Source organism: Paenibacillus hamazuiensis (assembly GCF_023276405.1).
In the GTDB taxonomy this organism is placed as follows: Bacteria; Bacillota; Bacilli; order Paenibacillales; family NBRC-103111; genus Paenibacillus_AF; species Paenibacillus_AF hamazuiensis.
In genome coordinates, this window is record NZ_JALRMO010000001.1 from 3,900,829 (window position 1) to 3,917,264 (window position 16,436).

At 56.2% G+C, this 16,436-nt stretch carries 11 protein-coding genes; 1 reads left to right on the forward strand and 10 read right to left on the reverse strand.

Annotation, left to right across the window (positions count from 1 at the left end):
- Positions 1-55: 55 nt before the first annotated feature.
- The 7 genes from araA to chvE form a co-directional block, all read right to left on the reverse strand.
- Positions 56-1,543, reverse strand: coding sequence for an L-arabinose isomerase (gene araA / locus MYS68_RS17130; RefSeq protein WP_248926998.1), 1,488 nt, complete (start codon positions 1,541-1,543; stop codon positions 56-58).
- Between the two features lie 49 nt (positions 1,544-1,592).
- Complete coding sequence (locus MYS68_RS17135; RefSeq protein WP_248926999.1) at positions 1,593-3,266, reverse strand: ribulokinase; 1,674 nt, start codon at positions 3,264-3,266, stop codon at positions 1,593-1,595.
- Positions 3,267-3,313: 47 nt separating this feature from the next.
- Positions 3,314-4,009, reverse strand: a complete 696-nt coding sequence (gene araD / locus MYS68_RS17140; RefSeq protein WP_248927000.1) for an L-ribulose-5-phosphate 4-epimerase — start codon at positions 4,007-4,009, stop codon at positions 3,314-3,316.
- A 195-nt stretch (positions 4,010-4,204) separates the two neighbouring features.
- Positions 4,205-5,293 carry a GntR family transcriptional regulator gene (locus tag MYS68_RS17145; protein WP_248927001.1) on the reverse strand — a complete coding sequence of 363 codons (1,089 nt, stop codon included), beginning with the start codon at positions 5,291-5,293 and terminating at the stop codon, positions 4,205-4,207.
- A 110-nt stretch (positions 5,294-5,403) separates the two neighbouring features.
- On the reverse strand, positions 5,404-6,567 hold the full coding sequence (mmsB, locus tag MYS68_RS17150) for a multiple monosaccharide ABC transporter permease (RefSeq protein WP_248927002.1): 1,164 nt from the start codon (positions 6,565-6,567) through the stop codon (positions 5,404-5,406).
- A 4-nt stretch (positions 6,568-6,571) separates the two neighbouring features.
- Positions 6,572-8,095 (reverse strand): multiple monosaccharide ABC transporter ATP-binding protein, encoded by a 1,524-nt coding sequence (gene mmsA, locus MYS68_RS17155; RefSeq protein WP_248927003.1) that lies wholly within the window; start codon positions 8,093-8,095, stop codon positions 6,572-6,574.
- Positions 8,096-8,365: 270 nt separating this feature from the next.
- Complete coding sequence (chvE, locus tag MYS68_RS17160) at positions 8,366-9,502, reverse strand: multiple monosaccharide ABC transporter substrate-binding protein (RefSeq protein ID WP_248927004.1); 1,137 nt, start codon at positions 9,500-9,502, stop codon at positions 8,366-8,368.
- A 293-nt stretch (positions 9,503-9,795) separates the two neighbouring features.
- On the opposite strand from chvE, the gene MYS68_RS17165 reads away from it, so the two are divergent.
- A complete protein-coding gene (locus tag MYS68_RS17165) occupies positions 9,796-11,031 on the forward strand; it encodes a stalk domain-containing protein (protein WP_248927005.1) in 1,236 nt (411 codons plus the stop codon).
- Positions 11,032-11,121: 90 nt separating this feature from the next.
- On the opposite strand, the gene MYS68_RS17170 is transcribed toward MYS68_RS17165, so the two are convergent.
- The 3 genes from MYS68_RS17170 to MYS68_RS17180 form a co-directional block, all read right to left on the reverse strand.
- Positions 11,122-13,014, reverse strand: a complete 1,893-nt coding sequence (locus tag MYS68_RS17170; protein ID WP_248927006.1) for a stalk domain-containing protein — start codon at positions 13,012-13,014, stop codon at positions 11,122-11,124.
- A gap of 348 nt (positions 13,015-13,362) precedes the next feature.
- Positions 13,363-14,586: a response regulator gene (locus MYS68_RS17175; protein WP_248927007.1), complete on the reverse strand. Its 1,224-nt coding sequence runs from the start codon at positions 14,584-14,586 to the stop codon at positions 13,363-13,365.
- On the reverse strand, positions 14,552-16,435 hold the full coding sequence (locus MYS68_RS17180; RefSeq protein ID WP_248927008.1) for a cache domain-containing sensor histidine kinase: 1,884 nt from the start codon (positions 16,433-16,435) through the stop codon (positions 14,552-14,554). The genes MYS68_RS17175 and MYS68_RS17180 overlap by 35 nt, the downstream gene beginning before the upstream one ends.
- Position 16,436: the final 1 nt, after the last annotated feature.

Genomic DNA, 16,436 nt, shown 5'->3' on the forward strand with positions numbered 1-16,436 from the left:
AGGCAGTCCCGATCGCCCGATTACAGGCGAAAGGAGCTGCCTTTTTCACTTCAACTTATCTTAGCCGCCAAGCGAGATCGCTCAAACGAAGCTCATTGCGCAGCGCGAGCGGGGACGTGTTTTTATCGATGATGACGCATTCGATGCCGGTCATTTCGGCGAAGTCGAGCAGGTTTTCCGTCGTCACCTTGTACGAAAAGCCGGTATGGTGCGCGCCGCCGGCCAAAATCCACGACTCCACGCCGTCCTTCAGGTTCGGCTGCACCTTCCACAGCACGCGGGCGACCGGCAGCTTCGGCATCGCCCTGTCCGGCTGCACCGCGTCGACTTCGTTCACGAGCAGACGGAAGCGATTGCCGAGGTGGATGATCGACGCGTTCAGCGCAGCGCCGGAACGGCCGTCGAACACCATGCGCGCCGGATCTTCCTTGCCGCCGATGCCGAGCGGGTGCACCTCAAGGCGAGGTTTGTTCGCCGCGATCGTCGGGCAAATCTCCAGCATGTGCGCGCCGAGCACGAGCTCGTTGTTCGGATCGAGATGGTAGGTGTAATCCTCCATGAAGGAAGTGCCTTCGTTGTTCGCGATAATTTTCATCAAACGCACCAGCGCCGCCGTTTTCCAGTCGCCTTCGCCGCCGAAGCCGTAGCCCTGCTCCATCAACCGCTGTACGGCAAGTCCCGGAAGCTGCTTCAGGCCGTGCAGATCCTCGAACGTCGTCGTGAACGCCCCGAATCCGCCTTCCTCCAAAAATGACTTAAGCCCCAGCTCGATCCGGGCCTGGTAACGGATCGCATCGCGTTTCGCGCCTTCCCGCGCATCGGCCGCGAATTCATAGCGGTCCTCGTACTCCTCCATCAAACGGTTCAGATCCGCATCGGATACCGCGTTGACGCGCTGCACGAGATCCCCTACGCCGTAACCATTGATCGACCAGCCGAACTGGATTTGCGCCTCGACCTTGTCGCCTTCGGTCACCGCCACCTCGCGCATGTTGTCGCCGAAGCGCGCCACCTTCAGCTGGCGGCTTTCCGCAAAGCTGACGGCGGTGCGCATCCAGCTGCCGATCCGCCCGCGAACGGCGGCGTCTTCCCAGTAGCCGACGACGACTTTGCGGGCGATGCCCATGCGCGCGCCGATAAAGCCGTACTCGCGGTCGCCGTGCGCAGCCTGATTGAGGTTCATGAAATCCATGTCGATCGTTTCCCATGGAATATCGCGGTTGTACTGCGTCGCCAAGTGCAGCAGCGGCTTCTGCAGCTGCGACAGGCCGGCGATCCACATTTTGGCCGGGGAGAACGTATGCATCCAGGTGATGATTCCGGCGCAGCTGTCGTCGCCATTCGCTTCGATGATCAAACGGCGAATCGCATCCGGCGTCGTCAGCACCTCTTTGAATACGAGATGGAACGGGATGCTTGCGTCGCGATCGAGGCCTTCGACCATCGTGCGCGAATGCCGCTCAACCTGCTCGAGCGTCTCCGGGCCGTACAAATGCTGGCTGCCCGTCACGAACCAAAACTGATAAGGTTTCACTTTGAACATGGAATGAGTCCTCCTGAACTATGTTTAATTTTCCATATAAAAATCCCGCTTAATGGGCGGCCTGCTCCTTCATCGCCTTGAGACGCTTCATCACGTTGTTTTCGCCGCGTCCGAAATAATCGTGCAGCTTCGTATACTCCTGGTACAGCTGCTCGTAGACGGCGACGTTTTCCGGAATCGGCTTGAACGACTCCTCGCGGACGCGCGCCATTTGCTTGGCCGCATCGACGATCGAATCGTAGCCGCCTTTCTCCTTGCCGGCCGCCACCGCGCCGAACATCGCCGCGCCGAGCGCCGGTGTCTGCTTCGAAGCCGCAACCTTGATCTCGCGGTTCGTCACGTCGGCGTAAATCTGCATCAGCAGCCGGTTTTTCTGCGGCAGCCCGCCGCAGGCGTACAGCTCATTCACTTCCACTCCGTTCGAGTGAAACGCGTCGATGATTTTGCGCGTGCCGAACGCGGTCGCCTCCAGCAGCGTGCGGTAAATTTCCTCCGGCTTGGTGAGCAGCGTGCAGCCGATGAGCAGCCCCGTCAAATCGGTATCGACGAGCACCGAGCGGTTGCCGTTCCACCAGTCGAGCGCGAGCAGCCCCGTCTCGCCCGGCTTGTAGGCGGATGCCTTTTTCTCCAGCCATTCATGAACGCTGACGCCTTCCGCCTGAGCCGCTTCCTTCACGTAAGCCGGAACCGCTTCCTCCACATACCACTCGAAAATATCCCCGACCGCCGATTGGCCTGCCTCATACCCGAAATAACCCGGAATAATGCCGTCTTCCACGACGCCGCACATGCCTTCGACCTGTTTCTCCTCTTCGCCGAGCAGCATATGGCAAATCGAGGTGCCCATCGCCATGACCAGCTTGCCCGGCGTCACGACGCCGACTCCCGGCACGGCGGCATGCGCGTCGACATTGCCGACGGCGACGGCCGTGCCCGCCTTCAGGCCCATCATCTCCGCCATCTCGGCGGTCAGCTCGCCCGCTTTCGTGCCGAGCGGCACGATTTCGCCGCGCAGCTTCGTCTCGGTCAGGTTGGCCAGCCGCGGGTCGAGCTCCATGAAAAATTCCCGGCTCGGATAGCCGTCCTGTTTGTGCCAAATCGACTTGTACCCCGCGGTGCAGCTGTTGCGCGTCACTTGTCCGGTCATCTTGTAGACGACCCAGTCGGTCGCTTCGAGGAAACGGTCCGTCTGATTGTAAATGTCCGGCGCCTCGTTCAAAATTTGCCACACCTTCGCGACCATCCATTCGGACGAAATTTTGCCGCCGTACCGGGGCAGCCACACTTCGCCGAGATTTGCCGCGATCTCGTTGATCAGGTTCGCTTCGTCCTGCGCCGCATGATGCTTCCACAGCTTCACCCAGCTGTGCGGGTTGTCCTTGAAGGCGGGCAGCAGGCAAAGCGGCTCTCCCGCTTCGTTCACCGGCAGCATCGTGCACGCGGTAAAATCGATGCCGATGCCGATCACATCGGCCGGATCGATGCCGGATTCGCGCACAACGGCCGGTACCGAGCGGCGCAGCACCTCGATGTAGTCCGCCGGATGCTGCAGCGCCCAGTCGTGCTCCAGCTTCACGCCCGACTCCGGCAGCACCTCGTCGATGACCTGGTGCGGATAAGGCGTGACGTGGTCCGCCACCTCCGTCCCGTCCGCAAGGTCAACCAGGACGGCGCGTCCGGACTGAGTACCGTAGTCAATGCCGATCGCATATTTTTTCCCCATAAGTCAGCTTCCCTTCTATATGAAATCGCAGCCTCCAGCTGGAGCTGTCAGCTCTTGCTCTGTCCGTAATAGGCATTGGCCCCGTGCTTGCGCAAAAAATGTCTGTCCAGCAAGTTCTGGTCCATAGGCGGCACATTCGGCTTCAGCATAAGGGTACGCGAGGCGATTTTCGCCACTTCCTCCAGCACGACCGCGTTGTGCAGCGCGTTATGCGCATCCTTGCCCCATGTAAACGGCGCGTGGCTGTTCACGAGCACTCCCGGAACCATCATCGGGTCGAGTTCGCGAAACGTTTCGACAATTACGTTGCCTGTCTCGAGCTCATAGGCGCCCTTGATCTCCTGCTCCGTCATCGCTCTCGTGCACGGCACCTCGCCGTAAAAATAATCCGCATGCGTCGTACCGAGCGCCGGAATGCCGAGACCCGCCTGCGCCCAGCTCGTCGCCCACGGGGAGTGCGTGTGAACGATCCCGCCGATTTTCTCAAACGCCTTGTATAAAACGAGGTGCGTCGGCGTGTCGGAGGACGGCTTCAGCTTGCCTTCCACCACGTTGCCGTCCAGATCGACCACGACCATGTCGTCTCTCTTCAGCTCTTCATACGGCACGCCGCTCGGCTTGATCACGACAAACCCTTCGCTGCGGTCGATACCGCTTACATTTCCCCAAGTAAACGTGACCATCCGGTACTTCGGCAAATCGAGATTCGCCTCCAGCACCTCCTGCTTCAACTGCTCCAGCATGCTGTACACCCTCTCCCTTCGCATAAAAACTGTTCCGTTTTCATTATATACTTGTACGTACATTTATTCCACACTTTTTTCGCTAAAAAAATAACCTGTCCGTACCTCTTGTGACGGACAGGTTGAGGCTGTCGATTAATCGGCGGGACAGGCCAAGGAATTGACTTCAAAGCTTGGGCATGCGACAGCCTCGGGTTATACGGCTCCGGTCGAGTCCCGCTCGACCAGCTCGGGTGTATAGACGATATCGCCGGCATGGGCCGCATCCCGCTTGTCGATCATCTGCAGCAGCAGGCGCGCCGCATCCTCGCCCATCTTCGTTTTCGGGTGAGCGAGCGTCGTCAGCTTCACCTCGGTCGCTGTCGCCAGCGGAGAATCGTCGAAGCCGATGACGGACAGGTCGCCCGGCACGCTCAGGCCCAGACGGCGCACCGCCTCCAGCAGATGGACGGCCAGCTCGTCGTTGTAGCAAACAAGCGCGGTCGGCCGCTCCTCGCCGGCCAGCATCGACAAAGCCGCTTCGAACGGCTTCGTCGCTTTCTCTTCCGTGGCGTACGGGATCACCGTATCGGGATGAAACGGCAGCCCGCCCTCGCGCAGCGCGCGAACGAAGCCCTTCAGCCGCCTCGTTCCCTGCAAATCGTCGGTTTTGAAAAAACCGGCGATCCTGCGGTGCCCGAGCTGAATCAGCCGGCTGGCAGCCCTATAGCCTCCAACCTCGTCGTCTACCCGCAGGCACGGGCAATCGAGCTCCGGATACCGCTCGTTGATCATCAGGAACGGAATATTTTTCGCCTGCAAGGACAAATAGAGCGGCAAGTTCGGATTGCCCTGCGCGCTTTTTGTCGGCTCGATGATCAGGCCCCGTACAGGCTGACCGAGCAAGAGGCGCAGGCTTTCCGTTTCCTTCGCCTTGTCGTTGTCGGTGCTCGACAGCATCAGGTTGTACCCCTTGCTGCGCAGCAGCGACTCCGCTCCGCGCACGATATGGGGGAATATATAGTCCGATATATATGTCGTCATCATGCCGATCAGCAGCATATCATGAACCGGCTTCGTCTGCGTATCGGAGACGAACGTGCCTCTTCCCTGCACCCGGTAAAGCCAGCCCTCCTTCTCCAGCTCGCCGAGCGTCTGGCGCACCGTCTGCCTGCTCATTCGGAACATCCCGGCAATCTCGTGCTCGGAAGGCATCTGCTCGTTCGCCTTAAATTTGCCGGAGTTCAGCCACTGCATGATCTCCTGCTTCAGTTGTACATATTTGGGAGTCGTCTTATCCGCCATGCCGCACCTCAAAACCCGCATTCGCAATTGTTTTCCATTCATTATACCAGCGGATCACTTGTATGTACATGGCGAATATGAAATCAGCCTATAACCGTACAAGCTGCAGATCAGTTGGTCTTCGATTTATTGTAAATGTCGAAGCCTACGGCGAGCAGCAGCACCAGCCCTTTGATGCCCTGCTGCCAGTCGATGCCGAGACCGATGAGCGACATCCCGTTGTTCATCACGCCCATGACAAGTCCGCCGATCATCGCACCGACGACCGTCCCGACGCCGCCGGAAGCGGACGCGCCGCCGATAAAGCAGGCGGCAATCGCGTCCAGCTCGAAATTGACGCCGGCTTTCGGCGTCGCCGCATTGAGCCGTGCCGCAAAAATAATGCCGGACAACGCTGCGAGCACGCCCATATTGACGAATACCCAAAACGTCACCCGCTTTGTTTTGACCCCGGACAAACCCGCCGCCTTCTCGTTTCCGCCAAGCGCGTAAACGTGCCGGCCCATCACAGTTCTGCCCGTCACATACGTATAAATCACAATCAGCAAAAACATCAGAATCAAAATATTCGGAATTCCTTCATAGGTGGCCAGCACGTAAGTAAACACATTAATAATAACGACAAGAGCGAGCAATTTGGCCCAAAACAGCCCGGACGGCATCACTTCAAATTGATAGCTGAGCTGCGCGCTGCGGGTTCTCCATTCGCTGACAATGAGCAGTACCGACAGCACGATGCCGATCAGTATCGTCAGCCCGTGCAGCTCCCCCAAATGAAACCCGGCCGGAAGGAAGCCGGAGCTGATGCCCTGGAACATTTTCGGATATGGCGCAATCGACTGGCCTTTCAGGACAATCATCGTCAGGCCGCGGAACAGCAGCATGCCGGCCAGCGTCACGATAAACGAAGGGATGCGGACATACGCGATCCAATATCCCTGCCAGGCCCCGACCAGAGCGCCGATCAGCAGGCAAACGATCAGCGCCGGGATGACCGGCATTTTCATCGTGACCATCAAAATGGCGGACACCGCACCGACGAAAGCGGCTACGGAACCGACGGACAAATCGATGTGCCCTGTAATGATGACCAGCACCATCCCGATCGCCAGCACCAGGATATAGCTGTTTTGCAAAATCAGATTCGTAATATTTAGCGGCTTCAGGAGAATGCCGTCGGACATTATTTGAAAAAACAGCGAGATGAACACAAGCGCGATGATCATCCCGTATTGACGGATGTTGCTTTTGAATAAATTTGCTATCGTAGCCATACGACTAACCTCCGCTTCTGGTCATAAACCTCATGAGCTTTTCCTGCGTGGCCTCCCGGCCGTCTATTTCCCCCGTGATTTTCCCTTCGTTCATCACATAAATCCGGTCGCACATGCCCAAAATCTCCGGCAGCTCCGACGAGATCATGAGAATGCCCTTGCCCTCCGCCGCCAGCTGCTGAATGATCGTATAAATTTCATATTTGGCGCCTACATCGATTCCGCGCGTCGGTTCGTCCAGGATGAGCAGCACGGGCTCCGCCAAAATCCATTTGCTTAACACGACCTTTTGCTGGTTGCCGCCGCTCAGGTTGCCGACCTTCTGCTGAATGCTCGGCGTTTTGATATTGAGCTTTTTCCGGAACGTTTCCGCCTCCGCGATTTCCCGGTTCTCGTCGACCACCGTACGCTTCGACAATTTGTTCAGGCTGGCCAGCGATATATTGCGCTTCACGTCGTCGATCAAAATCAAGCCGTCGTTTTTGCGGTCCTCCGTCACATAGGCGATCCCGCGATCGATCGCTTCGCTGATCGAATTCACCTGAATCTCCCTGCCGTCCAGCATCATGCGGCCGGTAATTTTTTTGCCGTACGATTTTCCGAAAATGCTGCGGGCCAGCTCCGTTCTCCCGGCTCCCATGAGGCCGGCGATGCCGACGATTTCGCCCTTCCGCACCTTTAGATGAATGTCGTGCAGTACTTTTCGCTCGGGATGAAGCGGGTGGTATGCCGACCAGCCGCTGATCTCGAACAGGTCGCCCCCTATCTTCGGTTCACGCACCGGATACCTTTGCGTCAGATCGCGGCCGACCATACCCTTGATGATCCTGTCCTCCGTCACTTCCTTCATATCGAGCGTTTCGATCGTCTTGCCGTCGCGCAAAATCGTTATCGTATCCGCCACTTTGGAAATTTCGTTCAGCTTGTGGGAAATGAGGATCGACGCAATGCCCTGCTTTTTGAATTCCAGCAGCAGCTTGAGCAAATTTTCGCTGTCTTCTTCATTTAAGGCGGCGGTCGGCTCGTCGAGAATGAGCAGCTTCACCTCTTTGGCCAGCGCCTTGGCGATTTCGACCAGCTGCTGCTTGCCGACCCCGAGATTCGTAATCAATGTGTCAGGCGACTCGTTCAAGCCGACCTTGGCCAGCAGCTGCTTCGTCTGAACCATTGTGCGGTTCCAATTGATAATGCCTCTTCGGGCGCGTTCGTTGCCGAGAAATATATTTTCCGCAATCGATAAATACGGGATCAGCGCCAGCTCCTGATGAATGATCACGATGCCGCGCTGCTCGCTCATCTTGACGTCCTTGAACCGGCAAGCCTCGCCCTCGAACAAAATGTCCCCTTCGTACGTCCCGTAAGGGTAAACGCCGCTCAGCACCTTCATCAATGTCGATTTGCCCGCCCCGTTTTCCCCCATCAGCGCATGTATTTCGCCTTCCTTGACCTTCAAATTGACGTTTTCCAGCGCTTTGACGCCCGGAAACGTTTTGGTTATGTTCGCCATCTCCAAAATGACCTTCGCCATGCGATCACCGAGCTTTCATAATGTAATAAATGATTTAGTGACGGCCCGCAAGGCAGAGCGGCCCATCACTAAATCATTTCATCTGAAAATCTGGTGAATAACTGCTCGCTTCGGGTGCGGATCGTTCCTCCGATCGCTCTTGCCCTCGGATTTCTTTATTAAACCGCTATTCAGCGGTGGAATCCGAGGACAAAGGCGACCGCTTGCGCTTCTCCGAAACGATTCCGCCCCTCTCCGCTAATGATTCACCGGACTTCCGATCACGGACTGTTATTTGCCGAGCTGCTCTTTCTTGTAGTAGCCGCTGCCGACGAGCACCTGCTCGTAGTTGGATTTGTCTACGGAGACCGGCTCCAGCAGGTAGGACGGAACGACCTTCACGCCGTTGTTGTACGTTTTTTCGTCGTTGACCTCGGCCTTCTGACCCTTCAGCACGCTGTCGGCCATTTGCACGGCTTTTTTCGCCAGCTCGCGGGTGTCTTTAAACACCGTTTGCGTCTGCTCGCCGGCGATGATCGATTTGACGGAGGCCAGCTCCGCATCTTGGCCGGTAATGACCGGAAGAGGCTTGCTCGGGTCTTTGCCGTAGCCGACTCCCTTCAGCGAGGACAGGATGCCGATGCTGATTCCGTCGTAAGGCGACAGAACCGCATCCACCTTATCCTTCGCATAGTTCGCGCTCAGCAGATTGTCCATTCTCGCCTGAGCGGTGGCTCCGTCCCAGCGCAGCGTGGCGACCTGCTCCATCTTCGTCTGCTTGCTGCGGACGACCAGCTTGCCGCTGTCGATGTAAGGCTTCAGGACCGACATGGCGCCGTCGAAGAAGAAATAAGCGTTATTGTCGTCCGGGGAGCCGGCGAACAGCTCGATGTTGAACGGGCCTTTGCCGTCCTTCAGGCCGAGCGCCTTTTCGATATAGGAGGCCTGCAGCACGCCGACCTTGAAGTTATCGAACGTCGCATAGTAGCTGACGTTTTCCGTTTTTTTGATAAGCCGGTCATAGGCGATGACCGGAATTTTCGCGGCGGCCGCTTTTTTCAGCACATCCGTCAGCGACTCCCCGTCGATCGGAGCGATGACGAGCACGTTAGCGCCCTTCGTGATCATGTTCTCGATTTGCGACACCTGGTTTTCGATGACGTCCTCGGCGTACTGAAGATCTGTCTTGTACCCGAGCTTTTCGAACTCTTTGACCATGTTCGAGCCGTCGCTTACCCAGCGTTCCGACGATTTGGTCGGCATCGAGATGCCTACCTTTTTGCCGTCCGACTTCGTTTCGGTTTTCGCCTCCGTTTTGTTCTCCGTCGCTGCGCCGCCCTGAGCCTCGTTTTTCGTCGCACCGCCGCCGCAGGCCGTTACGCCGACGGCAAATGCAAGTGCAAGCAGCATCGTTACCGCTTTTTTCATTTCCGCTTCCCCTCTCGTTTCCTTCAAAGTGTTGTTCGTTTTGACAAGATGAATATATCACCCGCCCGCTCGGGCCGTCTTTTTAACGGTTTAACCTTTTTTATAAAAAAACAACTAAAATCGGGAAGCCCCTCTATTATGGTCAACCGGACAACCGACTTCACGATATTTCCTTCGATAACGACTCTATATATGGCAGAAGATGTCGTATTACCCTATCTATAATCAACCTGTCATGTCTAATGATCCGAAACATTCGGCCCAAAAAGAATCAAGAGGAGAGGGTAATGCAAATGAACCATGTAAGCTCTATCGCATTTCGTCGGGTTACAAGCTTGGTATTGGCGGGCGGCCTCGCCATTTCCGGAACAACGCCGGTTGTGGAAGCCGCCGCTCCGGGGTTAGGTACGATCATCCCTTCAGGCCAGCCGGCCCCCGTCTTATTGCCGGAATCCAACGCGGAAGGTCCCGTTATTCGCGTCCTGTTCAACGGTCAAGAGCTGCAATTTGATGAGGTCCAGCCTGTTTTAAAAGACGGCTCCACGCTGGTACCTTTCCGGAAGCTGTTTGAAACGCTCGGCTTCTCGGTAAGCTGGAAAGACGACGCTCGGCAGGCGGTTGGTACCAAGGATGGTCTGAACATCCAATTGACGATTAACAGCACTACCGCAGCCGTAAATGATAAGAGTGTGCCATTGGAAGTTCCCGCTCAAATGATTGAAGGACATACGATGGTCCCGCTGCGCTTTGTGGCGGAGAACAGCGGGTATCAGGTATCGTTTGAGCAGGCAAACCATACGGCAACGATCCGGATTGAACAAGGCGTTGCAGGATCGGCTCAGCCTCCGAAGCAGCCTCAGGCCCAAGAAGCGGCAGAGCCTTACGTCGTCAAAGGATATGTGCGTGACGCAGCGGGCAATCCGCTATCCGGCGTTTCGGTCTATGCCGACAATACCTTACTTTACGACAGCAGCATTTTGGGGGTCACGGACGATAACGGATACTACCGGCTGGAGCTGCCGGCCATAGCCACGACTTGGAGGATGACCGGCGAATTCTCGATGGAAGTTGGCGGCAAAACCTATGATTTCGATTTGATCGCTGACGGGGACCGGCCGTTTGCGGGAAATACAGGGGCGATTCGAAATTTTACATGGAAAAACGATCTCGGGTACATTTACGTCTACCCCGATCACTTTTCCTTCGAAGACGGCCTGCCGCAGTTCAATCTGACCGATTTGGAATTGACGTTGGAGCCTGTTGGCCCGATGATTGGCGGCAGTGCCGGTCAAAAGATCGTAAAACGCTGCGGACCGATGGAGGTTGCAGGGGAAGGGATAGACAAAATCCCGCTCGGCCGTTATAAGGCTACTGCAAGATGGCTGCCGAGCGGCAGCAAGCCTATCCCTATGCTGATCAAAATCGAAGGCGAGGGGAAATTTGCGGAGTCGGTTGAATTTGATTTCAGCAAACGCAGAGGAATCCTTAGCCATGACTATATGATGGAGCTTCAGGTTCAGCACCCATAGGATTCCACTGTAACATCTCTAAGTTACACGGTGTGGCAACAAGACCTTAACCGGCTGTCCGGTAAGGTCTTGTTCTTTTTTCCACTTTGGTTAAACACGGATTTCAAACTCTTTTTTATAATTGACGGGATCGGGCACGTTTTGTTGTCCCCCGAATTCAAACTCGACGGATTCGGCAAAGGCACCCGTTTTGTTGAGCCGGATCAGCATCGGGATCGGGTCATGACCGGGCGGCAGCCAGCGGACGGAAGCTTTGTAGCGTGCAAGCGGCAGTTGATCCACCCCGATTACATCGTTAATCCGACCGAGGCGCTTGACGATCGGCTTGGAGTAGCTTCCATCCAACGGGATGAGCGTAAGCTCCACATCCTCAACATGAAACTCGGGCTGATCGTCTTTAAAAGAGAAGTAATGAGGATATACATATAAGTACCCGTCTTTATTTTGCCAGGTGACGTGACGGACCGCTCCGGTATTCCCGGCGAAGGGCACATCTCCGTCCGCATACAAATTGTAGCTGAAGCTGCTGCTGCCAACAACCTTCGTAAAGTTGACATTTAACCGCCAAGTCGTGGCAACCTGCGGCAGCTCGAGACGATAGTATCCGGCTTCATCGGTCACGCCGAGGATATTACTGTCGGGCGTAAATGTATTATCCACTTGTACTCTGGCTCCGGCTATAGGGTTCCCTTCGGAGTCGCGCACATAGCCCTTCACTACATAGGGCTCGACAGTCATATCCTGTGTTGGCTGCGGAGTCGTCGGCTGAGGCGTTCCGGGGGCCGGTCTCGGGGCTTGCGCCGCCTCTTCGACCCGAATCGTCACAATGCCGTTCGCGCTCGAGTACGTCACATTATGACCGCTGTTCTCGGCCACAAAGCGCAAAGGAACCATCGTATGTCCGGAAATGATTTGGGCCGGTACGCTTAATGCCGTCTCTTGGCCGTTCACTTTGGCGGTCTGGCTGTCGATCGTCAGTTCGATGGTAAGGCCGTCTTTCGTTCCGATCGCTTGTCGAACCCCTTCATTTTCCTTCCACGTCACAGTAAAACCCAGCGCTTCGAACAGCTTGCGGAAAGGGACGAGCGTCGAACCGTCCTTCAGCAGCGGCTGCGCTTCGTCAAACTGAACCTTTTGCCCTTTGATATAAACGCGAATCTCCGGTCCCTCCGAAGGTACCGGGGTCGTCGGTTGAGACGAAGGCGGCGGCACAGCCGGCCCTGAGCCCGGAGGCGGCGTGCTTGGGCTGCTGGGCACCGTCGGCGTGCTTGGGCTCGGCGTGCTTGGGACCGGCGTACTTGGTGCGGACGGAGTGCTTGGGGCCGGCGCACTTGGTGTGGACGGCGTGCTCGGGCTCGGCGCACTAGGTGTTGTCGGCGCGTTTGAGGCGCCTTCGGCGATCATCGGCTTCTTGTATTTGATCGGCTTGGAGGCAACCGTCCCTTCCGGGGTTTCGATCTCGAGAACGAAGTATTGCGACTCTGTGATGGAGCCTTTGTGTCCGTTATTGCTGGCATATAGATCGAACACAAGATCACCTTCGAATTCGCCGACCGGCTCATTTACATCGTCCCGAAAGCCGGGATTAATGATTTCGCTTTCCACCTTAGTACCGGTTTCGGTCGTAACGGTCTTGTTCTGCACGATTCCGAGCAGCCAGCCGGCCGTAAGGCGGTTCGTTCGCCATATCCCCTTGGATGCATCCTTGCCGTATTCGTTCGTCGTGCGCAGGACGACGGAACGGATCACCGTTTTGTTTTGCAATTGGAGCTTTAATTGGAAATGGCCGTCCTTATAGCCCTCCGGCTTGAAAAAATCCGATCCGACAAGATCGGAAGCCGTGTCCAGCAGGCTGAATTCCTTAATCTCCACCCCCGGCGGCTTGGATTCTCCGAAACCGAATGCTAGCTGAGAAAAGGCTAAACCTCCGGTTAAGACAAGACCAAGCACCTTCATACGAACGTTTACATGACGCTTAAACATCTCTTGAGTTCCTCCTTGGTAACGGTGTTTAAAGCTCTTCCGGCAGAACCGGCCGAATGCGGACCGAGTCTCCTTATGATCTGCGGCTATTTACAGATACGCCCATTATAGACGGGTTAATATGACATCTATTGACATAAATGAGTTCATTATCGACATAGCACAATTTATTGGTCGACGTTAGGCTCACGAAGGCAAAAAAAGCGCTAGTTTAACGTGTAAAAGTTAAACCGGCGCTTTTTATTTTACGAACGGTGGATTTGTTGGTGGCGCTCCGCCTATAACGGATGACAAAGGAAACATCCCGCATTCGCTCACGGGCGGATGCGGGATGTCAGGGAAGGCGCGCTACTCGCCGGTCGGCTGCGGTTCCAAGCCGCCGCGCCGGTACTGGAGGGGCGATACGCCCGTCGCTTTTTTGAAGGCGGTGCTGAAATAATGCTGCGTATCGTAGCCGACGCGTTCGGCGATTTCGTGGATCGGCAGATCGCTTGCGTTGAGCAGCTGAATCGCCTTTTTGATCCGTGTTTCGGTCAGCAGCGCCACAAAGGTCGAGCCGAGCTCCTGCTTCAGCACGCGGCTCAAATAGACGGGCGACACCTGCAGCATCTGCGCCGTCCGCTCCAGAGAAAGCTCCTTATCGCCGTATTGCTCCAGAATGATCTGTTTCGCCCTCCGCGCGATCGGAGAGATGACCGCCTGCTTGTACAGCTCGGACTTCGCCTGCCGGTAAGCTTCGGGAACGCCGGTTAACCCGCCCCGGACGGGCTCAAAATGCTGCGTCGTATGAATTTTCAAATACCGCTTGATCGATTGGTCAATCTGGGAAAATACTTCCGCAGGCACGTCTCCCCAAATCAGGAATACCAGCAAATCGACCGAATCGCGAAACGTAACATGGCGCCAGGGCAGCAAATATTCGGTGGCGATATTTTCCACCGCAAACAAAAAAAGCTGCCGATCTTTCTCCGGCATCATCCGCGACGACATTCCCGGCTCGGCCCAGCGGATCATGCCGAGGGTGTGCGGACTTTCGGCGGGCAGCTGCAGGAACTGCAGCTGTTCCGCAATTTCTTCCGATGCCAACTGGTCTTCCACCCATTCCAGGCAAAATCTTTCGCGAAGCAGCGGAAAGTTCCGCGTAATTTGCCTTGATGCCAGCTGCAGATGCTGCTCCTGAGCGTATTCGTCCTCCAGCTCCTTTCCGACCTTCTCCAGCACTTTGCGAAGCTGCTCGGGTTCGGCCGGCTTCAGGATGTATTCGGCGACATGGAGACGAATCGCCTCCTGGGCATAAGTAAATTCGTCATGGCCTGTAACGATGATCACCTTGCACTCGGGACGCCGGTTCCGCATCTCCTTGATGAAGGTGATTCCGTCCATAATCGGCATATTGAGGTCGGCAAGCACGAGGTGCACCTCGTGCTTCAGCGCCAGCTCGAGCGCTTCCTCGCCGTCCTCCGCTTCGGCGGCAACCTGCATGCCGAGCGCCTCCCAATCGACCGATTCGCGAATCCCTTCGCGGATGATCGGCTCGTCATCCGTGATGAGCACTTTCCACAGCGGCTTCATGGCCGGCCTCCTTTCCAAAAACGCGAATGATCGGGTGCGTCACCGTCACGACCGTTCCATTGCCCGGTTCGCTGACGATGCTTAACCCGTAAGGTGCGCCAAACGACAGAACGATCCGGTCCTGCACGTTCATAATTCCGTACCCGACCGGTGCGCGCGCCTCGTCCTGCTTTTCCAGCCGGGCGTATGACGCGCCGAGCCCCTTGCTGAGCTCCGCCAGCTGGTCCGCGGTCATGCCGCGGCCGTCGTCTTCGATGCGAATCTCCAAATGGCCTTCGTTTTCCCGCACCTGAACGTAAATATGTCCCGGTCCGCGCCTTTCCTTGATACCGTGGTAAATCGCATTTTCGATAATCGGCTGCAAAATGATTTTGAGCACCGGCAGGTGCGCGAGCTCGCCGGGCATATCGATCTCGTAATGCAGCTTCTCGCGGTAACGGGTTTGCTGAATTTTCAAATAGCTGCGGATGTGTTCGATCTCGTCGGCCAGCGGAATCATTTCGTTCCCCCGGCTTAAGGCGATCCTGAACAGCTTCGACAGCGATGCGACCATTTCCGCCACATCGTCCGCACCCCGCTTGCGGGAAAGCCAATGGATCGTATCCAGCGTATTGTATAAAAAATGCGGCTTGATATGTGCCTGCAGGCTTTTCAGCTCGGCCTCCCGCTTCTGCTTCTCCTGCTGCTCGGTCAGCGTCAGCAATTTATGGATCTGAACGAGCATATGGTTGAGCCCGCGGCCGAGCATTCCGATTTCATCGGTACGGCGGTCCGCGCTGCGGATGGCGAGGTCCCCGGATTCGGCTTTGCGCATCAGATCGGTCAGCTTGAGAATCGGCCTCGAGATCGAATAGGACAAATAATGGGAGGCCGCAATGCCCAGCACGCAAGCGATAAAGACGAACACGATCACATACAGGCGGATTTCCCGGATTTCCGCAACCGTTTCCTTTGCCGGAAATACGCCTACCGTCGTCCAGTCGGTAAAGGGGGATTTGCGGTAAATAAACTGCAGCTCTTCGCCGCCCACCTTTTTCAAAAACATACCCCCGCTGCCGCCGTCGTCGGAAAACCACTGCCGGGGCAGCTGATCGATCAGCGGATGGCTCGGCGAATATATTTTTTCCCCGTACTTATCGACGATCATCAAATATCCGGATTTACCGAGACGCACATCTTTGACGGTTTCCGCAATGACGCGCAGCTTCAGGTCGATCAAAACGACGCCGAGCACGCCTTGCGTGTTCGGATCGAGGATCGCGCGGACCATCGAGACGACCTCGTCCTTCTGGTAATTCGCATGGCTGGCCACGTTACGCCCTTCGGGATGGCCGATATTTTTAAAGATGCCGCGGTTGGCCACCGCTTCCGCATACCAGAACTCCTCCGTCAGCGGCCGATCCGTGCGCGCGTACATGTCGTTGCTGAAATAATCCCCGTTGCTTTTGGCGACCAAAATGCCCGCCACCTCGGGATAAAGCGACGAAATGCTCTGCAGCAGCTTGCCCATATTATAGCGGTCCAGCTCGCTGATCGGGACTTGCCCGCTCTCGGGAATCCGCGCGGACGAGCCCAAAAACTGCCTGAATTCCGGATTTGCCGAGATCAGGTAGGAAATATTTTGCATATTGCTTACGTAAAAATCAAGCGATTTATTCACTTTATCGATGAGCTGCAGCGTATTGTCGTTGACATTCCGCTCCACAACCCGCTCCACCGATAAACCGATCAAAAATCCGAGCCCGATCGACGGCAAGATGCTGATCAGCAAAAAATGAGCGATCAGCTTGTACCGGATCGGCCAATTGTTCATGTTCGGCAGTCTGAGCGGCAGCTTTAGCCTGGCCATC